This is a genomic window from Rhodoferax sp. (genome assembly GCF_018780565.1).
Taxonomy (GTDB): Bacteria; Pseudomonadota; Gammaproteobacteria; order Burkholderiales; family Burkholderiaceae_C; genus Rhodoferax.
In genome coordinates this window covers 100,988-124,597 of sequence record NZ_JADMJN010000015.1, presented here as the reverse complement: position 1 = coordinate 124,597, position 23,610 = coordinate 100,988, and the positions used below count along the sequence as shown (strand labels likewise).

Here is a 23,610-nt window from a genome sequence, read left to right as displayed (position 1 = left end):
CGAAGATACTAGTGTAGTGGCCCCATCAACGGCGCCGGAACAACTTGATCGGCAGGTTCTGACGCCATGGGTCGCAGGCCATTGGCCAGCGCATGCGCCCACTGAATGATGACGAGGTCGCCCGGCACACGCTGCACCGGCAGCAGCCAGCTGGCTGCAACCGTCCAGTCCAGCCCATAGCGGACGTAGTGCACCTCGTAACTTGCTGCAGGCAGCTTGGCGCTGGCGGCTTGCGCAGCCAGCAGCGCAGGCCGCAAGTGCGTCGAAGTCAGGGCGGCAGCCGGGTCCACGATGCGCACCGTCAGGCACTCGGGCCGGTCCAGCGGGCTGCGAAAGCGCTCTATGTACAAAGCACCGTCCTCGTCACAAGGCTTGTCCACCACCCACCAGGACGCACCAAAGGATTGCTTCGGATTGGCTGAAAAGACCACTGCCGCAGCAAGCCGCCCTTCCTTGTCCATCGAGAAAGCCGGCGCCGTGATGATCGTTGTATCGGTCACCATGGATGTCGCCCAACGGATCTGGCTGCCCCGCACCGTATGCTGCGAGCTTGGTACCTGAAACCAGTTCCCGGGAGGCAAAACAAGAATGCGGTTGCCAATAACCAGCCGCGTATCGCCCATCGGACGAAGTGTTGAATCCGCGGGCGGCGTCACCGTGGCCACATCAGTTTGCAGTGTCCGAATCACGCCCAGGTTGTAGTCAGGCTCCCAGCGCTCTGGCGCAAGCACTTTCAGCCGGGACATCGTCATCGTTGCCGAAGGAAAGTCCCATAAGGCCATCTCACACAGGCCCAATACCAGGCCAAGATCGAAGGAGGACTGTTTAGGGACCTCGGGCTGTGCCAGCAGGGTATCGAAGACCAGGCGCAGATCGGGGATCGCATCCGCGCAACGACCCTGCCTTTGCAAAGCCCGTCCACGGATTTCATGCCACCGCAACGATCCCGGGTGTTCGGACAGGCGCCGGGAGGCCAGCGCCACGACCCCGCCCCAATCGCCGCGCGCTTCAAAGTCACGAATCCGTGTCACATCAGTTTTGGATAACTCCAGGCCAAGCGGGATCAGGAGCAGCAGCAAGGGAACCGTCAAGATAGAGGGCGGCACCGGGATGGGAAACCCGCTTGCCTGCGCTTTCGCAGGCATGGGCACCACCAAGGCAAAAACCAGACTCGCGAGGACACACTGACGGATGAAAAAAAGGCGTGGCATCGCGTCCTCCGCAAGAGCCCGATCACTCGGCCTTCATGAAGTTAACGCTAAGCCCGGCCTCAGCGCCAAACGATCAGTGCACCACCCGCTCGAAGCTGAACTGCCCGGGCGAGCGGATCGGGTCCACATCGACCGGAATGATGTCCTTCGGCAGAAACTTGCCCTCCAACAGCAGCTTGGACAGCGGATTTTCAATGCGCTGCTGAATGGCACGCTTGAGCGGCCGCGCGCCGAACACCGGGTCGAAACCCACCTTGGCCAATTCGGCCAAAGCTGCCGGCGACACTTCGAGCGTCAATTCCATCTTGGCCAACCGCTCCTGCAGCACCTGGATCTGGATGCCGGCAATCTCGGCGATGTGGGTCGCGTCCAGCGCATGGAACACCACAGTCTCGTCAATGCGGTTCAAAAACTCGGGGCGGAAGTGGTTCTTCAGCTCACCGGTCACCGCGTCCTTGATGTCTTCGCTGTCCTGGCCCACCATGCTCTGGATCAGGTGCGAGCCAATGTTGCTGGTCATCACAATCACGGTGTTCTTGAAGTCCACGGTGCGGCCCTGGCCGTCGGTCAGACGGCCATCGTCCAGCACCTGCAGCAGCACGTTAAAGACATCCGGGTGGGCTTTTTCCACCTCGTCCAGCAGCAGCACGCTGTAGGGTTTGCGGCGCACGGCTTCGGTCAGATAACCGCCTTCCTCGTAACCCACATAACCCGGAGGCGCGCCAATCAGGCGGGCCACGGAATGTTTCTCCATAAACTCGCTCATGTCGATGCGGATCAGGTGATCCTCGCTGTCAAACAGGAAACCGGCCAGAGCCTTGCACAACTCGGTTTTGCCCACGCCCGTGGGGCCAAGGAACAGAAAGGAGCCGGTGGGGCGGTTCGGGTCACTCAGGCCCGAACGCGAGCGGCGAATGGCGTTGGACACCGCAGCAATGGCTTCGTTTTGCCCCACCACACGCTGGTGCAATTTCACTTCCATCTGCAGCAGCTTGTCGCGCTCGCCCTGCATCATTTTGCTGACCGGAATACCGGTGGCACGGCTCACCACTTCGGCGATTTCTTCGGCGCCCACTTGCGTGCGCAGCAGACGCGGTGCAGCGCCCTCGCCGCGCGTGGCCTCTTTGGCCTGCGCCTCTTTCATGCGTTTTTCCAACTCGGGCAGCTTGCCGTATTGCAACTCGGCCACTTTGTTGAAATCGCCCTTGCGGGTCAGCTCTTCAATTCGGAATTTGAGCTGGTCGATCTCTTCACGCACCTGGCCGCTGCCCAAGGCGCTGGCTTTTTCGGCCTTCCAGATTTCGTCCAGATCGGCAATCTCTTTTTGCAGCGCGGTGATTTCGTCGTTGATCAGTTCCAGGCGCTTTTGCGAGGCCTCGTCCTTCTCTTTTTTCACCGCTTCACGCTCAATCTGCAGCTGGATCAGGCGCCGGTCCTTCTTGTCCATGACCTCGGGCTTGGAATCCATCTCGATCTTGACCTTGGACGCCGCTTCGTCGATCAGGTCAATCGCCTTGTCGGGCAAAAAGCGGTCTGTGATGTAACGGTGGCTCAGCTCGGCCGCGGCCACGATGGCGGGGTCGGTGATGTCCACGTTGTGGTGTTTCTCGTAGCGCTCTTTCAGGCCACGCAAAATCGCAATGGTGGCCTCTACCGTGGGCTCGCCCACCAGAATTTTCTGGAAACGGCGCTCCAGTGCGGCGTCTTTTTCAATGTACTTGCGGTATTCGTCCAGCGTGGTGGCGCCCACGCAATGCAGCTCGCCGCGGGCCAAGGCGGGCTTGAGCATATTGCCGGCATCCATCGCGCCTTCGGCCTTGCCGGCACCCACCATGGTGTGCAACTCGTCGATGAACACAATGGTCTGGCCTTCGTCCTTGGCCAAATCTTTGAGCACGTTTTTCAGGCGCTCTTCAAACTCACCGCGGAACTTGGCGCCGGCCAACAGCGAGGCCATGTCCAGCGACAAGACGCGTTTGCCCTTGAGCGAATCCGGCACTTCACCGGCGACGATGCGCTGGGCCAAGCCTTCCACAATGGCGGTCTTGCCGACGCCAGGCTCGCCAATCAGCACCGGGTTGTTTTTGGTGCGGCGTTGCAGCACCTGGATGGCACGGCGGATTTCGTCGTCGCGGCCAATCACCGGGTCGAGCTTGCCCATGCGGGCGCGCTCGGTCAGGTCAATGCAGTATTTCTTGAGTGACTCGCGCTGATCTTCAGCATCGGCGCTGTCCACGTTCTGACCACCGCGCACGGCGTCAATGGCGGCTTCCAGGCTCTTGCGGGTCAGGCCGTTTTCCTTGACGATACGCCCGATGTCCTGTTTGCTGTCAGTCAGCGCCAGCAAAAACAGCTCGCCAGCCACAAACTGGTCACCACGCTTGATCGATTCTTTTTCGGCCGCCTGCAGCAAGGTCACCATGTCGCGCCCCACCTGCACCTGCTCATGGCCCTGCACTTGCGGCAGCTTCTTCATGGCGGCCTCGGCTGCCGCCAGCAAGCCGGGCACATTCACACCGGCGCGTTGCAGCAAGGCCTTCGGGCCGTCATCCTGGCGCAGCATGGCCACCAGCACGTGGGTCGGTTCGATGTACTGGTTGTCGTTGCCCAAGGCCAGAGTTTGAGCTTCGCCAAGGGCTTCTTGAAATTTGGTCGTGAGTTTTTCGATTCGCATGACAGTCCTTTAAATTCCCTCGCAGCTTGATGCTGATTCAGGATTTTCAAGGGCTTACCCCTGCTGGCGAGTTGACATTCGTCAAGATAAGCGCAGTATGAGCTCCCAGCTCGGGGATGTTCATGGGCACCAAGGTCGTAAACAACTTCAATTTGTGCGCCGGCAATTGGATGTCAATACCCATTCCACCAGCCGCTTCAAACCTTGGATCCAACCAGTCGATACCCAAGCGGACGCCCCCTCAATTCAAAGGACGTCCGGTTTGCCGAAACATGGTGCGGCTGTCACACCCGCATCACCTCGCGCCGCATCGACCACAGCACGGCCAGCACCTCGTTGCGCGTGGCTTCGTCGATGCCGTTCTTCTGCAGCGCGTCCATCGCATCGTCAATGACGGTCATGAACTCCTGCTCGTTGATGTTCATGCCCTTGTGCGTGGCCACCATGTCCTTGCCGGTGTAGACCTCGGGCCCGCCGGTGCCGGCGCAGAAGAACTCGACCGCGCGGCGTTCAACACGTGCCAGGTCTTCGCTGTTCATGTAACGGGCATTCACCAGCGGGTTGGCCAGGTGGTTCTTCATTAGGTCCGCAGTGATACGGGTGATGCCCTCGCGGCGACCCAGGCGCTCGTACAGGGTGGTGGTGGTTTGGTTCATATCGACTCTCTCCTTGGGGTAGGCAGATCCACCATTGGACCTGCTGGGTTGAAGGCTATGCAGCCCGCGTTCTTGACAGAGGCCCGCATGTGGGCGGCCCACGAAGCAACCTCGATGGCACCGGGATCGGGCATCCAAGAGGTGTATTCGATTTCTCCGGCGTCAGGCCGGCTCACGGCGTACTCGGCGGCCGTCTCAACGCCAGCGCCGAACAGGTCGCGACGCAACATTGCCAGCGTGCCGGTGACCGCGTGCTCGAGTTCGAGCAAAGTCTGCGCTGTCAGAGGTTGCGCAAGCGTCAGCACGGCCGGTACTGTGCCCGACGCGGGAAGGATGAGATTTAGACAGGTCATGGGTGCTCCTCGTGGTTCACGCCGGCGGGTAGTCGCTCAGCGTGGCCGTAGATTGCCGGGCCGGCGTTCCTGAATCGTTCCTGATGCCTGCAGGGCTTGTGGAGGTCACATCGCTGTATTATTCTTGTTGGCATGGACATCAACCCGCCCAACGTGCCTCCAGGGGCCTTTACCCGCCTTGACGCCTTTCTGCTTGGCCGCTTTGCAGTCGCCATCGACGGTGTCCAACTTGCCGGCGACCGCTGGCCCAGCCTGCGCGCCGCGCAGCTGGTGCAACTACTGTGCTTGCAGCCGCGCCAGCGTTTGACGCGCGACGAAGTGATCGATGCACTATGGCCGCAACTCGAACCCGAGGCCGGCGCCGCCAACCTGAGAAAGGCCGCTCACCACGCGCGCCAGGCACTGGGGCGTCACGACGGTATCGTGCTGCAGGCCGGCGAGGTGCTGCTATGGCCCGAGCGCCCGGTGGGGGTGGATGCGCTGCGCTTCGAGCAGCGTGCCGATGCCGCCCTGGCGCAGCGCGACCCCGCGGACTGTGCCGATACTGCCGCCACCTACGCGGGCGACCTGCTGCCCGGTGCACGTTTTGAGCCCTGGGCCGAAGCGACCCGCGAACGTCTGCGCGAGCGCCAGCTGCAACTGTTGCGCGCCAGCGGCCAGTGGGAGCGGCTGGCGCAGATGGACCCTGAAGACGAAGCGGCGCACCGCGCGCTGATGCAACGCGAACTGGCTGCTGGCAACCGAGCCGCCGCATTACGCTGGTATGCCCATCTGCGCGAGGCGCTGCAGCGGGGCCTGGGCGTATCACCGGACGCGCAGACGCAGGCGTTGTACGAGCGCTGCATCGCCGGCCTGCAGGCGGCCGCGCCCGCCTTCGTCGGCCGCGCCCAGGCAAGTGCCCAGGCCGACGCCTGGCTGGGCATGGCGGCCATCCAGCGGCCCGGTGGGATCGTGTTGCGGGGGCCACCCGGTATCGGCAAGAGTGCACTCGGCCGCGAGATCGCCGCGCAGGCTCAGACCCGCGGCTGGGCGGTGTATCGCGTCGAGGCCCCGCAGACCGGCCGCACCTATGCGGTGATGTGCGACATCACCGAACGGCTGATCGTCGAGAACCGCAGCGTGCTCGACCGTATCAGTGCGCAGGCGCGCGCGGTGCTGTCCCTGCTAAGCCCGCATGCGGCGCCGGCCGACACCCTGCCCGGCCCGCTGGGCAGGCATCAGGTGGTGGGTGCCATCCGCCACTTGCTGGTGGCCGCCGCACCGGGCAAAGAAGTTCTCCTGCAGGTCGACGATGCGCACCTTGCTGACGATGCCGATGTCGACGTGATTACGCAGCTTGCGGCCACCGGCGCCGGCTTGTGCGTGCTGCTCGCAGCACGCCCGCCTGTAGCAGGCACCGCACTGGCGCGCGCCCTGGGCCGGCTGCAACGCTCGGGCGTGCTTCAAGTGCTCGATTTAGAGCCGCTGCCCGACGACGAGAGCCGCAGGTTGGTGGCACGTGCTGCGCCAGTCGGCGTGTCAGACGACGTGGTGGCGAGCATCGTGCGCGCTGCAGGAGGCAACCCTTTTGCGGCCATCGAGCTGGCGCGCTGTGCCGGAGCCAACCCCGATGGGCGCTTGCCTGGCGGCGTAGCCGAAGCCATTACCGAGCGGCTTTGCGACGTGCCCGACAGCGCACTGAGTCTGCTCAAGTGGATGGCCCTGAGCGGCGACGAATTGGATGTCGCCACAGTCGAGGCGCTGGCGGCCGAAGCACAGGTCCCCAGCCTGGAGTCATTGGACGCCGCTTTGGCGGCTGGCGTGCTGCTGCCGCTTGCCAACCGCTACCGCTTCCGCCACCACTTGGTGCAACAGGCGCTGATCGATCAGGTGCCGTCCCACCGCCGCCTGAAGATGCACCGCCGGATCGCCGCCCGCCTGGCCGAGCTCGACAGCCCGCCGGCCGGCATTGCCCGCCACTGGCTGGAAGCTGGCCACCGGCGCGAAGCGATGCCCTGGCTGCTGGCCGCCACCCGGGAGGCCGTGCGCCTTGCTGCCTTCAGCGATGCGCTGCGCCACCTCGAGCCGCTGCTTGCGTTTCAACCCGATCATGCCGAGGGCCTGCGACTGCGCGCCGAGTCGTTGGACGCCATGGGAGAACCCGCCGCGCTGGCCGCGTACCATGCAGCCGCCGACGTCGCGGGTGAACCCGAGAGCCACAACCTGCGTGCCAAGGCCGCGCTGGCCCAGGTGAAGCTGGGCGACCCGAAAGGTGCGCTCGTCGTGCTGGCCGGCCTGACGCCCACCAGCGTCGAGGGCCGACTGTGCGAAGCACTGGCATACAGCGGCGCGGCCGCGCTCGGCGCGGGCGACCCCGCCGTTGGCACGGCCAAAGCGGCGGTGGCCCGGCAGCTGGCTCTGCAGTCCGGTGACACCACCTCGCTGGTCATCGCCTCATGGGCGCAGGCCGCTGCAGCGCATGCGCGGGGCGACCTGCACCGCAGCGTCTGGGCCGATCTGCACGAGACCAGCCAAGTGCCGCACCTGGCGCTGCGCGTGTTCGACGGCCACCTGTGCATCACCCAGCGCTTCCTGTACGGCGCGCGGCCCTACGCGGACGTCATCAACTTCGCCCAGACCCTTTCAACCGAGGCACAGCGGCTGGGCGCCGCTCGCGGCCATGCTTTCGGTGTGACGCTGCGCGGCGAGGCCGAGTGGCTGGCCGGCAACTTGACCGAAGCACGCGAGCACCTGCGCGAAGGCGCCCGACTGCACCGCGCCATTGGCGGGCCAGTGGGCGAGGCGCTGTCGCTGCAGCGCCTGGCCGAATTGGCGTTGCATGAGGGCAAGCGAGACGAGGCCCGCGCCCTCGTCGACGAGGCCTTGGACGTGGCGCGCCAGACCGACATCGGCTTTCACCTGCTCGATCGCATCTACGGCACGCGTATCAACCTGCATGCCGACGACCCGGGCGCCGCACTGCACGTGATGGAGGATGCCAGTGTCTCGGTGCGCGGGCCACTGGAAACCTGCCCGGGCTGCCGCATCACTTTCGCCGTGCCTGCGGCCATTGCCGCCGCGCGCGCCGGTGAACTGGAACTGGCCGAAAGACACGAGGAGCAGTGTGCTTACCTGGCAAACGTGGTGATGCGCCTGCCGGCGTGGTATGCCGCGCACGACGAGGTGCGCGGGCACATCGCTGCAACTCGCGGCGGCGCCGAAGAGGCTCTGGCACGCTTTGCCGCCGCCGCGGCACGCTTTAGGCAGGCGGGACACCCGATCGACGCCGAGCGCTGCGACGGGTGGGCTAGGCGGTCAAAATAGCAGACGGTCGCCGGAGCAGGACATCACCACGCACCTGGTAATGTCGCCGCTTGGGTTCATGCAGCGGCCGGCAGCCTTCCGATGCCTTCTGGTGCATCCACAAAGGACTGCTTCGCGACCGTTCCATTGCTGCAGCCGGATACACGGTTTGAGCCTGAAGGAGCCGGTGACCTTGGAAATTTGCATTTTTCCTCAGCACCCGCATCAGGTCCAGACCCGGCGCCCGCAGCGCCTAGTAGCCTATCAGCCTTGCCATCTCGTAGCCTGCAGGGTTGGAACAGATCTTTACAACTTTGATAGCTAGAAATAGGAGATCAGCCGTTGCGAGCCTCAATGCCCCATTTGGCCAAGGCCGCATCATCCGCCACTCGCGCATCGACCCAGCGCGCGCCATCGGGCGTCTGCTCTTTTTTCCAGAACGGGGCCTGGGTCTTGAGGTAATCCATCAAAAATTCGCAGGCCTGAAAACTCTCGCCACGGTGGGCCGAGGTCACGGCCACCATCACGATCTGATCGAGCGGCTGCAACAGACCGATGCGGTGAATGACGCGGGCACCGAAGATGTCAAAGCGCCGGTGCGCCTCGTCGATCATGGCTTCAATCGACTTCTCGGTCATGCCGGGGTAGTGCTCCAGCTCCATGCTGCTGATGCTGCCCGGTGTGCCTGCCGTGCGGTCGCGCACCGTGCCGACAAAGCTGCACACGGCACCGACGCGGGCATCCTGTGCACGCAAGGCACTGATCTCGGCACCCAGATCGAAATCATGGGTCTGAATCACAACGCGGGGGGATGGAATCTGCATCTCAGTCATGCCCGCCTCAACCACCCGTTACCGGGGGAAAGAACGCCACTTCAGCGCCTTGCACGAGTGCGACGGATTCGTCGCTCATCACCTGGTTCTGCGCCATGCGCACAGCCCGGCCACGCGCCAGGCTCTCGGCATGGGCGCCGCCGCGGGCAATCAGTTCGTCGCGCAGGGCTGCCAGTGTGGCGGCAGAGGTGTCAAGCGATTCACTCGACGCGCCAATGGCCTCGCGGATGGAGGCAAAATATTTGACAGTAACTTTCATCCCAGAACCTCAGCGAAGGGAATAAACCGGACTGTATCGCCATGCGCGATGGTGCGACCCGGCGGATTGTCCACCAGGCCATCACCCCAGACTGCCGATGTCAAGACACCGGAGCTTTGATTGGCAAACAACTCCAGCCCACCTGCCGCGTTGCGCCTGACGCGCAAAAACTCACGGCGTTTGTCGGCCCTGGCCCAGGTGAAATGAGCGGGAACTGCTATTGAATGAGTAGCAAGCTGGGTCACCCCCTGCAATTTCAGCAAAAACGGTCGCACCAGTACCAGGAAGGTGACGAAGCTGGAAACGGGATTGCCGGGCAGCCCAATGAAGTGGGCGTTCTGCACCCGTCCGTGGGCAAACGGCTTGCCGGGCTTGATGGCGATCTGCCACAGGTCCAGGGAACCCAGCGATTGCACGGCTGGCTTGATATGGTCTTCTTCACCCACCGAAACACCGCCGCTGGTCAAAATCAGATCATGATTTTCGGCCGCGCTACGCAAGGCCTGCACCGTGGCGTCCAGGCGATCGGGCACGATACCCAGGTCACTCACCTCGCAGCCCAAGCGCAGCAGCAAGGCGCGCAGAAAGAAACGGTTGGAGTTGTAGATGGAGCCGGGCTTCATTTGCTCGGGAGCCACGTCACCAGGCATTACCAGTTCGTCGCCGGTTGAAAACAGGGCCACACGGGGCCGGCGCACCACGGGCAGCAGGTTCATGCCGATACTGGCTGCAAGCCCCAGGGATGCAGGCGTTAGCCGCTCCCCTCTGGAGAGCACCACAGCACCCAGCGCCACATCCTCTCCGGCGCGGCGAATCCACTGGCCGGGCACGGGCACCGCCTTGATGCGCACTGCGCCGTCCGCCAGCACTTCACAGTCTTCCTGCATCACCACCGCATCGGCGCCTGGCGGAATCGGTGCGCCGGTAAAAATGCGCGCAAGGCTCATCGGCGCCAGCGGCGCGCCCGACGACCCGGCGGCAATACGCTGACTGACCGGCAAACCCGTATGAGAACGACCCTGTACCAAATCAGCACAGCGCACGGCATAGCCATCCATGGAACTGTTGTCCTGCGGCGGCACGTGCAGGGCCGACACCAGTTCTTGCGCCAGCACCCGACCGTCGGCATCAAAAGTCGAGACCGACTCCACACCGGCCAAGGCTTCGGCATGTCCCAGCAATTCGGCCAGCGCGTCATCGAGCGGCTTCAGGCCAGGGCGAGGTGCATTCATACAAAATTCTCCAGCTGGTATTCAAACCGGGCTTGATTGGTGGTCAACCAGCTCACCACGGCATCTGGGTCATTGAGATCCAGCACCGGTCGCTGGGTACCTTGAGGCAAGGCATCCGCGGAATCCGTGGCGATAGCGACAATGAAATCATCATCCATATAGCGCACCGGTTGGTTGGACGTGCTCCGCCACACCTCGATCTTGAGCAAATCCGAATCCTTGAAGCCCTCCACCAGAACCCAGTCAACGCCCTCGTACAGCTCTGCGATCAGCTGATGCACCGAGAGGTTCGCAGGTTGCTCAAATTCGCGCATCAGGGCCAGACGCCGGTCGGAGGCCACCACGACTTCGAACGCGCCAGCCTCGCGGTGCCGGTAAGTGTCTTTGCCCACATGGTCAATGTCAAAGCGGTGATGCGCATGCTTGACGACCGATACCCGCAAACCCTGCAGGCGAAAAACCGGTATCAAACGCTCCACCAAAGTGGTCTTGCCCGAGCCGGAATAGCCCGCAAAGCCGATCACCTTCATGCGCAGTGCTGCGCGATGTACGCTTTGATGGCATCCGCATCCGCTGCCATGCGGGTGACGCGCTTGGGCAGATCCTCGATACCCAGGAATTTGGCAGGCCGATCCGGCTCGCGCCCCAGCGCCTCCACAATGGTGGCAGCAAACTTGATGGGCAAGGCCGTTTCCAGGACGATCATGGTCATGCCGGGTTTCAGATACTCGCGTGCCACCTTGACTGCATCGGCAGTGTGCGTGTCAATCATCACACCAAACTTCTCAAAGGTGTTTTTGATGGTGCCCAATCGATCAGTGTGCGTGCTTTTCCCGCTGACGAAACCGTAACGCGTGGCGGCCTGCATGAATGCAGGGTCCGCGCTCAGGTCAAAGCGACCCTCCTTGCCCAGCGCGTCGCCGAAAAGAGCCTTCACGCGCGCACCGTCACGACCCAGCAGGTCGAACACGAAACGCTCAAAATTGGATGCCTTCGAAATGTCCATGGACGGGCTCGATGTCTCGTGCGTATCGGCACTGCCGCGCACCCGGTACACGCCGGTGCGGAAGAACTCGTCGAGCACATCGTTTTCGTTGGTAGCCACCACCAGCCGGTCAATCGGCAAGCCCATCATGCGGGCCACATGGCCTGCGCACACGTTGCCAAAATTACCGCTTGGCACGGTGAAGCTGACCTTCTCGGTGTTGGCCTGCGTCGCCTGAAAATAGCCGGCAAAGTAGTAAACCACCTGGGCCATCAAACGCGCCCAGTTGATGGAATTGACGGTGCCAATTTTGTACTTGCGTTTGAAGTCAAGATCGTTGGACACGGCCTTGACCATGTCCTGGCAATCGTCAAACACACCGTCCACAGCGATGTTGTGAATGTTCTCGTCCATCAGGCTGAACATCTGCGCCTGCTGAAACGGGCTCATGCGGCCATAAGGACTGGTCATGAAGACGCGCACGCCTTTTTTGCCGCGCATGGCGTACTCGGCCGCACTGCCGGTGTCGCCACTGGTGGCGCCCAGGATGTTGAGCTCTTCGCCACGACGTGCCAGTTCGTATTCAAACAGGTTGCCCAGCAACTGCATCGCCATGTCCTTGAAGGCCAGGGTTGGGCCATTGGACAGAGCTTCAAGCAGCAGACCGTCTTGCAGCTTCTTCAGCGGAACGATTTCCCTGGTACCAAAAACTGCTTCGGTGTAGGTCTTGGCACAAATAGCCTTCAGGTCGACGGCTGGAATGTCGTCGATGTAGAGCGACAGCACCTCGAACGCGAGCGCTGCATAGCCCTGCTTGTTGTAAACATCGCGCCATTTCGCCAGCATCGCGTCATCCACCCGGGGGTAGCTTTCCGGCAGGTAGAGTCCGCCATCGGGCGCCAGGCCTTCGAGCAGAATTTCGCAAAAGCTTTTGCGCTCGGCAGAAGCACCAGAGGCCGCGCGGGTGGAGATGTACTTCATCACGCCAGTTCCTCTTTGCGAATGCGGGTGATGGGCTCCAGCACCGTCGGCAAGGCCTGCATTTGTGCAATCGCTGCGTTCATCGTGGCCTCGACACAGTCGTGGGTCAGAATGATCAGGTCGGTTTGCGTAGATCCTTCGCCACCCACCTCGTCGGCCTCGCGCTGCAGCACGGCATCAATGCTGATGCCGGCATTGGCCACGATGCCCGTCACCTTGGCCAGCACACCGGCCTCATCGGCCACGCGCAGACGCAGGTAATAGCTGGTCACCACCTCACCCATGGGCAACACCGGCAGGTCGCTCATGGCCTGGTCCAGCGTGTTGGCCTGGAAGGCCAGGTGGGGCACGCGGTTCAGCGGGTCCACCGTGTGCAGACGGGTAATGTCCACCAGATCCGCAATCACCGCGCTGGCGGTCGGCTCGGAACCGGCACCCTTGCCGTAGTACAACGTGGTGCCCACGGCATCGCCCTGCACCATCACCGCATTCATCGCACCTTCCACATTGGCGATCAGGCGTTTGGTGGGCACCAGACTGGGGTGCACACGCAGCTCCACCCCGTTGGCAGTGCGCTTGGTGATGCCCAGCAGCTTGATGCGGTAACCCAGTTGCTCGGCGTATTTGATGTCAGCCGCGCCGAGCTTGGTGATGCCTTCCACATAGGCTTTGTCGAACTGCACCGGAATGCCGAATGCGATCGCCGACATGATGGTGACCTTGTGCGCCGCGTCCACGCCTTCGATGTCGAAGGTCGGGTCGGCTTCGGCGTAGCCCAGGCGCTGGGCTTCCTTGAGCACCACGCCAAAGTCCAGGCCCTTGTCGCGCATCTCGGACAGGATGAAGTTGGTGGTGCCATTGATGATGCCGGCAATCCACTGAATGCTGTTGGCGGTGAGGCCTTCACGCAGCGCCTTGATGATCGGAATGCCGCCCGCAACCGCAGCCTCGAAGGCCACCATCACGCCTTTGGCGGACGCAGCGGCAAAAATCTCGGTGCCATGCACAGCCAGCAGGGCTTTGTTGGCGGTAACCACATGCTTGCCCGCCGCAATGGCTTCCATCACCAGTTGTTTGGCAATGCCGTAGCCGCCAATGAGTTCAATGACGATGTCAATGTCCGGGTTGGCGATGATCGCCCGCGCATCGCTCACGACCTGGACACCGGGGCCTACCAGGCTTTGGGCGCGCGCCACATCCAGATCGGCCACCATGGTGATTTCGATGCCACGACCGGCGCGGCGTTTGATTTCCGCCTGGTTGCGCTGCAAAACGTTGAACGTGCCGCTGCCGACGGTGCCGATGCCCAGAAGGCCTACTTGAATGGGTTTCATGAATATTTAAAGTAAATCAGGGCTCTAGCCCACGTAAATTATGCGCAGTTAGCTATGTATTGAATAGCAATCAGGTGCCAACTGCGATGTGGCTTTTGCGGTAACTCTCAAGAAATTTGGCGATGCGCCCAATGGCCTCGCGCAAATCATCTTCATGCGGCAAAAACACGATGCGGAAATGGTCCGGCTCTGGCCAGTTGAAGCCTGTGCCCTGCACCAGCATCACGCGTGTTTCCTTCAACAGCTCCAGGAAAAACTGGCGGTCATCCTTGATCGGGTAGATCTTCGGATCAAGACGAGGAAACATGTACAGCGCTGCCGTAGGCTTGACACAGGTAACGCCCGGAATGGCCGTGATCAGCTCATAAGCCAGGTCACGCTGACGGCGCAAGCGCCCGCCTTCACCGACCAGATCATTGATGCTCTGGTAGCCTCCCAGCGCAGTCTGGATCGCCCACTGGCCCGGAACATTGGCACACAGTTTCATGTTCGAGAGCATGTTGAGGCCCTCGATGTAATCACTGGCCGACCGCTTGTCACCGGAGACCACCAGCCAGCCAGCGCGGTAGCCGCACGACCGGTAACTTTTGCTCAGGGAGTTGAAAGTGAGCGTCAGAATGTCGGTTGACAAGCTGGCCAGCGCCGTGTGCTTCACGCCGTCGTACAGGACCTTGTCGTACACCTCGTCAGCCAGAATCACCAGGCCATGCTCGCGTGCAATCTCAATGATGCCCAGCAGCAACTCATTCGAATACAACACACCCGTCGGATTGTTGGGGTTGATGACGACGATGCCCTTGGTGCGCGGGGTGATCTTGGCTCGGATGTCATCCAGATTGGGCATCCAGCCATTGGCCTCGTCACACAGGTAGTGCACCGGCTTGCCGCCCGAGAGGCTGGTCGCGGCCGTCCACAGAGGGTAGTCCGGCATGGGCAGCAGCAACTCGTCGCCGTTGTCCAGCAAGGCATTGGTGGCCATTGCGATCAGTTCACTGGCACCGTTGCCCAGGTAGATGTCATCCAGAGTGACGCCGACCACGCCCTGCTTCTGGGTCTCGTGCATCACCGCCTTGCGCGCGCCGAAGATGCCTTTGCTGTCGGAGTAACCTGCCGAATTGGGCAGGTTGCGAATCATGTCCTGCTGTATCTCTTCTGGCGCATCGAAGCCGAACACGGCAAGATTGCCGAGGTTGAGCTTGATGATCTTCTGGCCTTCGTCCTCCATCTGCCGGGCGGCGTCCATGATGGGGCCACGGATGTCGTAGAGCACATTGGCCAGTTTGGCAGATTTCAGAATGGTTCTCAAAGTCCCTCCAGAAGGTGATAGCACTGGGCGAAACCTATAATTTGACCACAATTCCCCGTCGATCACCGGCCTATTGACGCACTGCAGCATCCAGTCTGCCTCTTTTCCGACATGAAATTTCAACCTGACACCATCAGCGTGCCATCCATCAGCGGCTACGGCCCTGGCTGGATCGGCATCGGAAACGAAAAAATCACCCGCAGCGTGGTCATCGGATCAGGCGGAGAGCGCTTCGACTGGCTGTGCAGCCATTTTTCCGACCTGAATGTCTCCCATTTCGCCCAACTGGCAGACCTGAACGCCGAACTGATCATCTTTGGCAGCGGCGAACGCATTCGCTTTCCCCGGCCAGCCTGGATCAAACCGCTGATCGACAAACAGACCGGCATTGAGACCATGGATACCCAGGCAGCCTGCCGTACTTACAACATCCTTGCGGGCGAAGGGCGCCGCGTTGTCGTTGCGCTGCTACTTGAAGACTCCCCGGGATAACACGGGGGGCAAGTCACCAGCTTTGACGGTGGTTTTCAGGGTAAAATCAGCGGTTGCGATCGGGGGCCTCGAATGCTGTCACAAGAGAGAGCCTACGATTTGAGCGAATGACGCATCCTGTCACACGAGATTAAAGAACTATGGCGATTGTTGTCAATAAACCTATCCCTGAATTTGAAGCAAATGCCACCGGCGGCATCAAGGTCTCCAACACATCACACCTCGGAAAAGTCGTCATTCTGTATTTTTATCCGAAGGACAACACCCCCGGCTGCACTACAGAAGCCATGCAGTTTCGCGACAAATACAAGGACTTTGTCAAGGCTGGCGCCACGGTGTTCGGCGTTTCGCGCGACAACATGAAATCCCACGATGAGTTCAAAACAAAACTGGAACTGCCTTTTGAACTGATCGCCGACACCGAAGAAAAAATGTGCCACATGTTCGGCGTTGTCAAAAACAAGATCATGTATGGGAAAAAAGTCAAAGGCATCGAACGCAGCACCTTTCTGATTGGCGCCGACGGCACTTTGAAAGAAGAATGGCGCGGCCTGAAAGTGCCAGGGCATGTTGACGATGTACTCGTCGCTGTCAAAGCACTGAAAAAAACCGCCGCCCTCGTCTGAAGGCTGTTACAGAGTTTTTTGCACGCGTCGCTTGACGCACACTTTGCTCATGCATAATGGGCCGCATGCCGTTGAAATTTGCAACCGTGCTCCCACTAAAAGCCGCCTTGGTCTCATGGCGGCTTTTTCGTTTTTGAAGCCCTTATTCGATCCACTCTTTGCGAGCAAACACTCTTATGCCATTGCCTACTGCCCCCGCCAAACGCGCCGCGCTGTTGTCAGAACAAGACTACGATGTGCCAGCCCGGCTGCAGCCCAAAGCCCGCAAGACGGATGCGCCCGCTGCCGATCACCCCATTTTGGAAAAACCCCTGGCACGCGTCACGACCGAGCACACACAGACACGCGGGCAATTGGCCGAAGTTGTGGAAAAAACGACTTCGGAGAAAGTGTCCCGGACCCCGCGCATGGACACGTCGGCCCGAAAGAGCCTTGCCAAACCCGCAACCCCCACTGAAATCAAGCCGAAAAAGATCAAACACACCGGCCCAACCAAACTGTTTGTTCTGGACACCAACGTGCTGCTGCACGATCCCATGTGCCTGTTCCGCTTTGAGGAGCATGACATTTTTCTTCCCATGATCGTCCTGGAAGAACTGGATGCCCACAAGAAAGGGATGACCGAAGTTGCCCGCAATGCACGGCAAACCAGCCGCACCCTGGACGCGCTGGCGGGCCACCAAGGCGCGGACATCACCACCGGATTGCCCCTGAATACCACCGGCCACCGGGAAGCGGGTGGCCATTTGTTCTTTCAGACCCAACTCCTGAACTACACGCTGCCCACCAGCCTGCCCCAGGGCAAGGCCGACAACCAGATTCTGGGTGTCGTCGAGGCCTTGCGCCAGCAACACGCTCCGCGTGAAGTGGTACTGGTGTCCAAAGACATCAACATGCGCGTCAAGTCGCGGGCGCTGGGCCTGGCAACCGACGATTACCAGAACGACAAGACATTGGAAGACGGTGACTTGCTCTATGCCGGCTCCCTGGCACTGCCTGCCAATTTTTGGGCCACGCACGGCCAGGCGGTCGAGAGCTGGCAACAAGGCGCGCACACTTTTTACCGCATCACCGGCCCCATCGTTCCCAGCTTGTTGATCAATCAGTTTGTTTATTTCGAAGCGCCCGGCGAACCCAGCCTCTATGCCCGCGTCACCGAAATTCGTGGCAAAACCGCAGTATTCAAAACACTCAAAGATTTCAACCACCTGAAGAACGCGGTGTGGGGCATTACCACGCGCAACCGTGAACAGAACTTTGCCATGAACCTGCTGATGGATCCCGAGATCGACTTTGTCACCCTGACCGGCACCGCAGGAACCGGCAAGACCTTGATGGCACTGGCCTCCGGTCTGACCCAGGTGCTGGATGATCGCCGCTACACCGAGATCATCGTGACCCGGGCCACCGTCAGTGTGGGCGAAGACATCGGTTTTCTGCCCGGTACCGAAGAGGAAAAAATGGGGCCCTGGATGGGCGCATTGGATGACAACCTGGAAGTTCTTGGCAAAACAGACACCAGCGCGGGTGAATGGGGCCGCGCCGCCACCAGTGAACTCATCCGCAGCCGGATCAAGATCAAGAGCATGAACTTCATGCGCGGACGCACCTTCCTGAACAAGTACGTCATCATTGATGAAGCCCAGAATCTGACACCCAAACAGATGAAGACCCTGATCACCCGCGCGGGCCCAGGAACCAAAATCATTTGCATGGGCAATCTGGCGCAGATCGACACACCTTACCTCACTGAGGGTTCCTCTGGCCTGACCTTTGCCGTTGACAAGTTCAAAGGCTGGCAGCATGGCGGGCACATTACACTGGCCCGCGGTGAACGTTCCAGGTTGGCCGACTTCGCAAGCGAGGTTCTATAGCCCTGATGGCTTAAAAATCTCCGTTACTTCCCGAGGCCAGGCTTTCAAACTTGGTGATATTACGCAAGAACGCCAGCTTCACAACCCCAGTGGGGCCATTACGCTGCTTGGCGATGATGACCTCCGCCACACCGGGTTCCTTGCAAGCGTCCTTGGTGTAGTACTCGTCACGGTAAATGAACATGATGATGTCCGCGTCCTGCTCAATGGCGCCAGACTCACGTAAATCGCTCATCATGGGACGTTTGTCGGGGCGCTGCTCCACACTTCGGTTGAGCTGCGACAGGGCAATCAGGGGACAACCCAACTCTTTGGCCAGCATCTTCAAACCGCGTGAAATCTCGCCCAGCTCGGTGGCACGGTTTTCACCATCGTTGCTGGATCCGCTCATCAGCTGCAAGTAATCCACCACGATCAGACCCAGCTTGCCACACTGGCGTGACAGGCGCCTGGCGTTGGCCCGCAACTCGCTAGAAGTCAAGCCCGCTGTTTCATCAATGTGCAGGGAGATGGTGCGCAGCTTTTCAATTGCTTCCGTCAAACGCGGCCACTCCTCGTCCGTCAGCTTGCCTGTTCGCAGGTGGCCCTGGTCGATACGACCAATCGAACCCACGATACGCACCGCCAGTTGGGCCGCACCCATTTCCATGGAGAACACAGCGACCGGCAACCCCTCATTTAACGCCACATGCTCGGCAATGTTGATGGCCAGTGCCGTTTTACCCATGGAAGGACGGGCAGCCAGCACGATCAGATCACCCGCCTGAAAACCGGACGTCATCCGGTCCAGGTCATAAAACCCGGTGGGCACGCCTGTCACATCATTCGGGTTGTCGGCCATCTCCTGCACCCGGTCCAACAGATCAACCACCAGCGTATCCATGGCCTGAAAACCCTGCTTGGTGCGGGCGCCCTCTTCCCCGATGTTGAAGATCTTTTGCTCCGCCTCGTCCAGAATGGCCGCCACAGGGCGCCCCTTGGGATTGAATGCGTTGGTGGATATTTCGTCACTGGCACTGACCAGCTTGCGCAGGATCGAGCGCTCACGCACGATCTCCGCATAGCGCCGGATATTGCCGGCGCTGGGCACATACTGCGCCAGGGAATTCAGGTAGCCCAGGCCACCGATTTCCTCGGCCTTGCCCAGGCTTTGGAGTTGCTCAAACACCGTGATCACGTCAGCGGGTTTGGACGCATTGATCAGGGTGCCAATGGCGGCGTAAACCATACGGTGTTCGTAGCGGTAGAAATCGCCCTCCAGCAGCAAATCACCTACGCGGTCCCATGCGGCGTTATCCAATAACAGGCCGCCCAGCACACTGGACTCCGCCTCTATGGAGTGCGGTGGTATGCGCAATTGCGCCACCTGACGGTCTTGACCGAAGTCATCACCCACAGCAGAAAGTACGGCAGACATGGAGGTTTCCTTTGAGTCTTGAATGCTACGCCACCGCTGGTTGGGCGTCGAGTGAAATGCTGGGAACAAGCTCTTGACAAGCTGTGCACAGACTGTGGGAATCGCGGGACAAGTTAGGCCACCAATACAAAAGCCGCCAGAGCTTGCGCTCCGGCGGCTTTATAACAGAGAACCAGTTGTTTAAGCTGTTTCGCCGTAAACGGACACTGTGATATCCACAACCACATCAGTGTGCAACGCAACGCTAACCGTGCTGTCGCCAACAATCTTGATGGGGCCGTTAGGCATGCGAATCTGTGCCTTGACTACTTTGTAGCCATTCTTGTTCAGTTCTTCAGCGATATCCGCATTGGTTACCGATCCAAACAAACGGCCATCAACGCCAGCCTTTTGAGTCAGCTTGCAGGTCGTACCAGCCAGCTTTGCTCCGACGGCCTGTTGTTCAGCCAACTTGGCTGCAGCGGCCTTTTCGAGTTCAGCGCGCTTGGCTTCAAACTCTTGCTTGGCCGATGCCGTGGCGCGACGAGCGCGGCCAGAAGGAATCAGAAAGTTGCGGGCATAACCGTCTTTAACGCGAACGATTTCACCGAGATTGCCAAGGTTCACGACCTTGTCGAGCAGAATAATTTGCATGGTCGTATTCCTTAGATCTTGTGCTGATCGCTGTACGGCAGCATCGCGAGGAAACGCGCGCGCTTGATAGCGGTGTTGAGCTGGCGCTGGAAAATGGCACGGGTGCCAGTCAGGCGAGCAGGAATGATTTTGCCGTTCTCGGCGATGAAATCACGAAGGGTGTCGATGTCTTTGTAATCGATCTCTTCAACGCCAGTCACTGTAAAGCGGCAAAAACGCTTGCGCTTGAACAGCAGATTCTGGGCTGGGCGCTTGGGGCGCTTGTCTTTGTTATTGAAACGTTTTGGTCCGGCCATGATGGACTCCTTAAATTTTTACGAATTCGTTAATCTTGCTGAAACTCTTGAATGTGAAACACGACGTGCTTGCCGTTGCGAGGTGTTGCCAAAAAGCCAATGAACTTCCAGTTACTGCCCAAGGCCTGTTTACCAAGCCGTTCAGCCATTGCACCAAAAGCCACTGCCTTGATCGTTGCCTTGACCTGCCTTGTTTGCCCTGCTTCCTGGACATCTGACTCATGCTCAAGTCTGATATTCAATGCCGGCAATCCGGCTGGTGTGTAGCGCAGAGCATCACGCTCAGCGATACAGGCAGTTAGAACAAGCTGGTTGACAACGTCGCTCACATTCCTAGCTGGCAACCGTGCCGTTAAGCCTGGTATTCAGCCTGTTGGGCTTTGCGGGCATCTTCACGTTCGACAGTTTTCATCATCGAAGATGGGCCGGTATCGGCTTTTTTCTTCAACACTGTCAAATGACGCAATACTGCATCATTGAACTTGAAAGCATGCTCCAGTTCAGCCATCACGGCCTGATCGGCCTCAATGTTGACGCACAGGTAATGAGCTTTGGCAAGCTTGTTGATCATATAGACCAGCTGACGACGACCCCAGTCTTCGACGCGATGCACTTTACCGCCACCTGCGGTGATCATGCCTTTGTAACGTTCCAGCATGGCGGGAACTTGTTCGCTCTGATCCGGATGGATCATGAGGATGATTTCGTAATGACGCATTGATACTCCTTGTGGATGGCCCGGATTGGGCAGAAAAAGCCACCCTCAGCGTCTAATTGAGGTATGGCAAGGCGAAGCCCAGCATTATATGCCATCCTTCACACAAGGGTTTCGCATCAGTCTTTTGGCAAGTCAGCAGAACGGGTAAAAAGGCTGACCACCACAATGACCAGGACGCCGGCCGCAACGCCAAACACCCCGGAAGAAATTGGCTGAATGCCAAACCACAGCCCGCTGCCAGGCAGGTTCAGCGCCGATCTGATGGGGACCGCGTTCACAGCCATGTAGTAGATGGTCAAACCCAATCCAGCGAGCATGCCGGCAACTGCCGCTTGCCGCGTTGTCCTTACCCAGAAGATACCCAAAACCATCGCAGGCACAAAGGCGGCACCTGCCAGGGAAAAGGATGCTGATACCAGATAAAGGATATCGGCCGGACGCTGAGCGGCCACATAGGCGGCGGCAAGCGCCACGACCAGCAACGCAAACTTCGACAACATCACCCGTCGCACAGCGCCCACCCTGTCGCTCTCGCCTTTGAAGAAAAAATCGTGCGCCAACGCATTGCCAATGGTCAGCAACAACCCATCCGCAGTCGAAAGTGCAGCAGCCAAGCCGCCCGCCGCGACAAGGCCGGACACCACATAGGGCATGCCACCAAGCTCCGGTGTAGCCAGCATCACAATATCCGCCCCCAGCTTGAGTTCCGCAAACTGAAGAATCCGGTCGCCATTGACGTCGCTGACCGAGATCAGGGTCGGATCGACCTTCGCCCATTGTCCAATCCAGGCCGGCAGGGCATCAATGTTCTGCCCCACCAGTTGACTCATCACTTCAAACTTCACCAGAACGGCCAAAGCCGGCGCCGCCAGATACAGCAGTGCAATAAAGAAAAGCGACCAGGCCACAGAAGTTCGTGCCTCCGCAACCGTACGGGTCGTGTAAAAACGGGTCAGCAAGTGGGGCAAACCAGCGGTACCCACCATCAGGCAAAACATCAAGGCCAGAAAATTGCGACGGGAAATGTCGAACGCCTGCTGCTCCGCCACGCTGCCTTGGGGGTCCCCGGCAAATGGCTTGACATGCACGGGCATGCCGCCCAGCGGTTTGGCCCGATCCAGGTTGTCCTGCTTGGCGCGCGTCCAGCGTTCCTGGGCAGATGCCACATCTTTGGGCAGCGCCGCCAATTCGCGTCGCGCAGCAACCACGATGGCTTCGTCGGCACGCTTCTCATTGAGCACACGAATTTTCTCCCGCGCTGTCTTGCGATCACTCTCCAGCGACGCCTCGATGTTTCGCAGCTTCAATTCATAGACCTGTGCAAGCCGGGCGTATTCGTCCGTCACCTGCAACTCCGCCGACGAACTGGACAGTTGTCGCTCCAGCTCTGCAATTTTGGGCAGCTGCTGGCCGTAGACGAACGGCGCCATTGGATTTCCAAGCTGCTTGTAGGCCAGCCAGGACACCGGAATCAAAAAGGCCAGAATCAAAACGACATACTGCGTCACCTGGGTCCAGGTCACGGCCCGCATCCCCCCCAGAAATGAACACACCAGCACCCCGCCCAGGCCCAGCAATATGCCGATTTCAAATTGCACCCCTGTCAGTCGCGATGTGATAAGTCCTACGCCATAAATTTGCGCAACAACATACGTAAAAGAACACAGAACGGCGGCAGACGCAGCAATCACACGGGGCCAGCGTCCACCAAAGCGAACCCCGAAATAGTCCGGAATGGTGTACAGGCCCAGCCTGCGCAGATAAGGCGCGACCAACAAGGCAACCAGACAGAACCCGCCCGTCCAGCCCAGGACGTAAACCAAACCGCCCGGCTGCGATTCAGTGCCGGAAAAGCCCTGCAAATAAAGCCCGCCAGCCATGCTGATGAAAGAGGCGGCACTCATCCAGTCGGCGGCGGTTGCCATACCGTTGTACACGGCAGGGATGCTGCGGCCCGCCACGTAGTACTCTGAAGCATCCGAGGTGCGGCCGTAGATACCAATCACCGCATACAAGCCCACCGTGGCAAAAAGGAAAATGGCGCCCACCCACGCCTTCTTCAGACCAAGCCGTTCGGCAAAAGCCAGGGCCAGCAGAAAAACCAGCAGGCAAACGACATAGATGGCAAATTTCCGGTGCAAGCGATGCCGGTAATTGGCATAGGCCACATCGCCGACCGAGACCGCGCCATCACGCCTGTTGGCAACCCAGGCAAACACCGCAACGATGGCGATAAAAATGAAGACACTGCCTTGCGCTGCAAACCAGTAGCCCACCGGCCAATTGCCCACAATCATTTGCAGGTCACGCGCAAAAAAGACGATGCCGAACGATGCCGCGAACCAAGTCGCGAGAAGCCAGCCATGCAAGCGAAATCCGCCTGAAACCGGTTCTCGCTCACTCGTCCCCAAGGCTGGATTCAACATCGCCACATCATGACATCGCGAG

General features: G+C 60.0%; 21 protein-coding genes. 4 read left to right on the top strand and 17 right to left on the bottom strand.

From position 1 onward, the window contains the following. Positions 1-8: 8 nt before the first annotated feature. From IV109_RS18410 to IV109_RS18395, 4 genes are all read right to left on the bottom strand, one after another. Complete coding sequence (locus IV109_RS18410; protein WP_296700323.1) at positions 9-1,211, bottom strand: bacterial transcriptional activator domain-containing protein; 1,203 nt, start codon at positions 1,209-1,211, stop codon at positions 9-11. A 73-nt stretch (positions 1,212-1,284) separates the two neighbouring features. Further along, complete coding sequence (gene clpB, locus IV109_RS18405; protein ID WP_296700319.1) at positions 1,285-3,885, bottom strand: ATP-dependent chaperone ClpB; 2,601 nt, start codon at positions 3,883-3,885, stop codon at positions 1,285-1,287. 284 nt (positions 3,886-4,169) lie between these two features. Continuing rightward, positions 4,170-4,541, bottom strand: a complete 372-nt coding sequence (locus IV109_RS18400; protein ID WP_296700316.1) for a group 1 truncated hemoglobin — start codon at positions 4,539-4,541, stop codon at positions 4,170-4,172. After that, positions 4,538-4,894, bottom strand: coding sequence for a hypothetical protein (locus IV109_RS18395; RefSeq protein ID WP_296700312.1), 357 nt, complete (start codon positions 4,892-4,894; stop codon positions 4,538-4,540). Before IV109_RS18395 ends, IV109_RS18400 begins: the two co-directional genes overlap by 4 nt. Positions 4,895-5,026: 132 nt before the next feature. On the opposite strand from IV109_RS18395, the gene IV109_RS18390 reads away from it, so the two are divergent. Beyond that, positions 5,027-8,197, top strand: a complete 3,171-nt coding sequence (locus IV109_RS18390) for an AAA family ATPase (RefSeq protein ID WP_296700308.1) — start codon at positions 5,027-5,029, stop codon at positions 8,195-8,197. Between the two features lie 314 nt (positions 8,198-8,511). Here IV109_RS18390 and IV109_RS18385 read toward each other — a convergent pair whose 3' ends face one another. The 7 genes from IV109_RS18385 to IV109_RS18355 form a co-directional block, all read right to left on the bottom strand. Further along, on the bottom strand, positions 8,512-8,994 hold the full coding sequence (locus IV109_RS18385; RefSeq protein WP_296700386.1) for a molybdenum cofactor biosynthesis protein MoaE: 483 nt from the start codon (positions 8,992-8,994) through the stop codon (positions 8,512-8,514). A 22-nt stretch (positions 8,995-9,016) separates the two neighbouring features. Then, positions 9,017-9,268, bottom strand: a complete 252-nt coding sequence (locus IV109_RS18380) for a MoaD/ThiS family protein (RefSeq protein WP_296700305.1) — start codon at positions 9,266-9,268, stop codon at positions 9,017-9,019. Further along, a complete protein-coding gene (glp, locus tag IV109_RS18375; RefSeq protein ID WP_296700302.1) occupies positions 9,265-10,500 on the bottom strand; it encodes a gephyrin-like molybdotransferase Glp in 1,236 nt (411 codons plus the stop codon). The genes IV109_RS18380 and glp overlap by 4 nt, the downstream gene beginning before the upstream one ends. Next, positions 10,497-11,030, bottom strand: a complete 534-nt coding sequence (mobB, locus tag IV109_RS18370) for a molybdopterin-guanine dinucleotide biosynthesis protein B (protein ID WP_296700298.1) — start codon at positions 11,028-11,030, stop codon at positions 10,497-10,499. The genes glp and mobB overlap by 4 nt, the downstream gene beginning before the upstream one ends. Next, positions 11,027-12,466 (bottom strand): threonine synthase, encoded by a 1,440-nt coding sequence (gene thrC, locus IV109_RS18365; protein ID WP_296700295.1) that lies wholly within the window; start codon positions 12,464-12,466, stop codon positions 11,027-11,029. Before thrC ends, mobB begins: the two co-directional genes overlap by 4 nt. After that, the gene (locus IV109_RS18360) at positions 12,466-13,800 is read right to left on the bottom strand and encodes a homoserine dehydrogenase (RefSeq protein ID WP_296700293.1); all 1,335 of its coding nucleotides are present in this window, start codon (positions 13,798-13,800) and stop codon (positions 12,466-12,468) included. Before IV109_RS18360 ends, thrC begins: the two co-directional genes overlap by 1 nt. A gap of 70 nt (positions 13,801-13,870) precedes the next feature. Further along, entirely contained in the window at positions 13,871-15,106 is a 1,236-nt protein-coding gene (locus IV109_RS18355; protein WP_296700290.1) for a pyridoxal phosphate-dependent aminotransferase, read from the bottom strand. Positions 15,107-15,217: 111 nt separating this feature from the next. Between IV109_RS18355 and IV109_RS18350 the strand changes: the two genes are divergently transcribed. From IV109_RS18350 to IV109_RS18340, 3 genes are all read left to right on the top strand, one after another. Continuing rightward, complete coding sequence (locus IV109_RS18350) at positions 15,218-15,598, top strand: Mth938-like domain-containing protein (protein WP_296700287.1); 381 nt, start codon at positions 15,218-15,220, stop codon at positions 15,596-15,598. Positions 15,599-15,738: 140 nt separating this feature from the next. Beyond that, on the top strand, positions 15,739-16,224 hold the full coding sequence (locus tag IV109_RS18345; protein ID WP_296700284.1) for a peroxiredoxin: 486 nt from the start codon (positions 15,739-15,741) through the stop codon (positions 16,222-16,224). A gap of 176 nt (positions 16,225-16,400) precedes the next feature. After that, a complete protein-coding gene (locus IV109_RS18340) occupies positions 16,401-18,098 on the top strand; it encodes a PhoH family protein (protein ID WP_296700282.1) in 1,698 nt (565 codons plus the stop codon). Positions 18,099-18,108: 10 nt separating this feature from the next. On the opposite strand, the gene dnaB is transcribed toward IV109_RS18340, so the two are convergent. The 6 genes from dnaB to IV109_RS18310 all read right to left on the bottom strand — a co-directional run bounded on the left by dnaB (position 18,109) and on the right by IV109_RS18310 (position 23,588). Beyond that, positions 18,109-19,515, bottom strand: a complete 1,407-nt coding sequence (gene dnaB, locus IV109_RS18335) for a replicative DNA helicase (protein WP_296700280.1) — start codon at positions 19,513-19,515, stop codon at positions 18,109-18,111. Positions 19,516-19,695: 180 nt separating this feature from the next. Further along, the gene (gene rplI, locus IV109_RS18330; protein ID WP_296700277.1) at positions 19,696-20,148 is read right to left on the bottom strand and encodes a 50S ribosomal protein L9; all 453 of its coding nucleotides are present in this window, start codon (positions 20,146-20,148) and stop codon (positions 19,696-19,698) included. 11 nt (positions 20,149-20,159) lie between these two features. After that, entirely contained in the window at positions 20,160-20,444 is a 285-nt protein-coding gene (gene rpsR / locus IV109_RS18325; protein WP_011464487.1) for a 30S ribosomal protein S18, read from the bottom strand. Between the two features lie 29 nt (positions 20,445-20,473). Continuing rightward, entirely contained in the window at positions 20,474-20,773 is a 300-nt protein-coding gene (priB, locus tag IV109_RS18320; RefSeq protein ID WP_296700275.1) for a primosomal replication protein N, read from the bottom strand. 23 nt (positions 20,774-20,796) lie between these two features. Continuing rightward, positions 20,797-21,162 carry a 30S ribosomal protein S6 gene (rpsF, locus tag IV109_RS18315; RefSeq protein ID WP_296700272.1) on the bottom strand — a complete coding sequence of 122 codons (366 nt, stop codon included), beginning with the start codon at positions 21,160-21,162 and terminating at the stop codon, positions 20,797-20,799. A gap of 116 nt (positions 21,163-21,278) precedes the next feature. Then, positions 21,279-23,588: a VC_2705 family sodium/solute symporter gene (locus IV109_RS18310; protein ID WP_296700269.1), complete on the bottom strand. Its 2,310-nt coding sequence runs from the start codon at positions 23,586-23,588 to the stop codon at positions 21,279-21,281. Between the last annotated feature and the right edge of the window lie 22 nt (positions 23,589-23,610).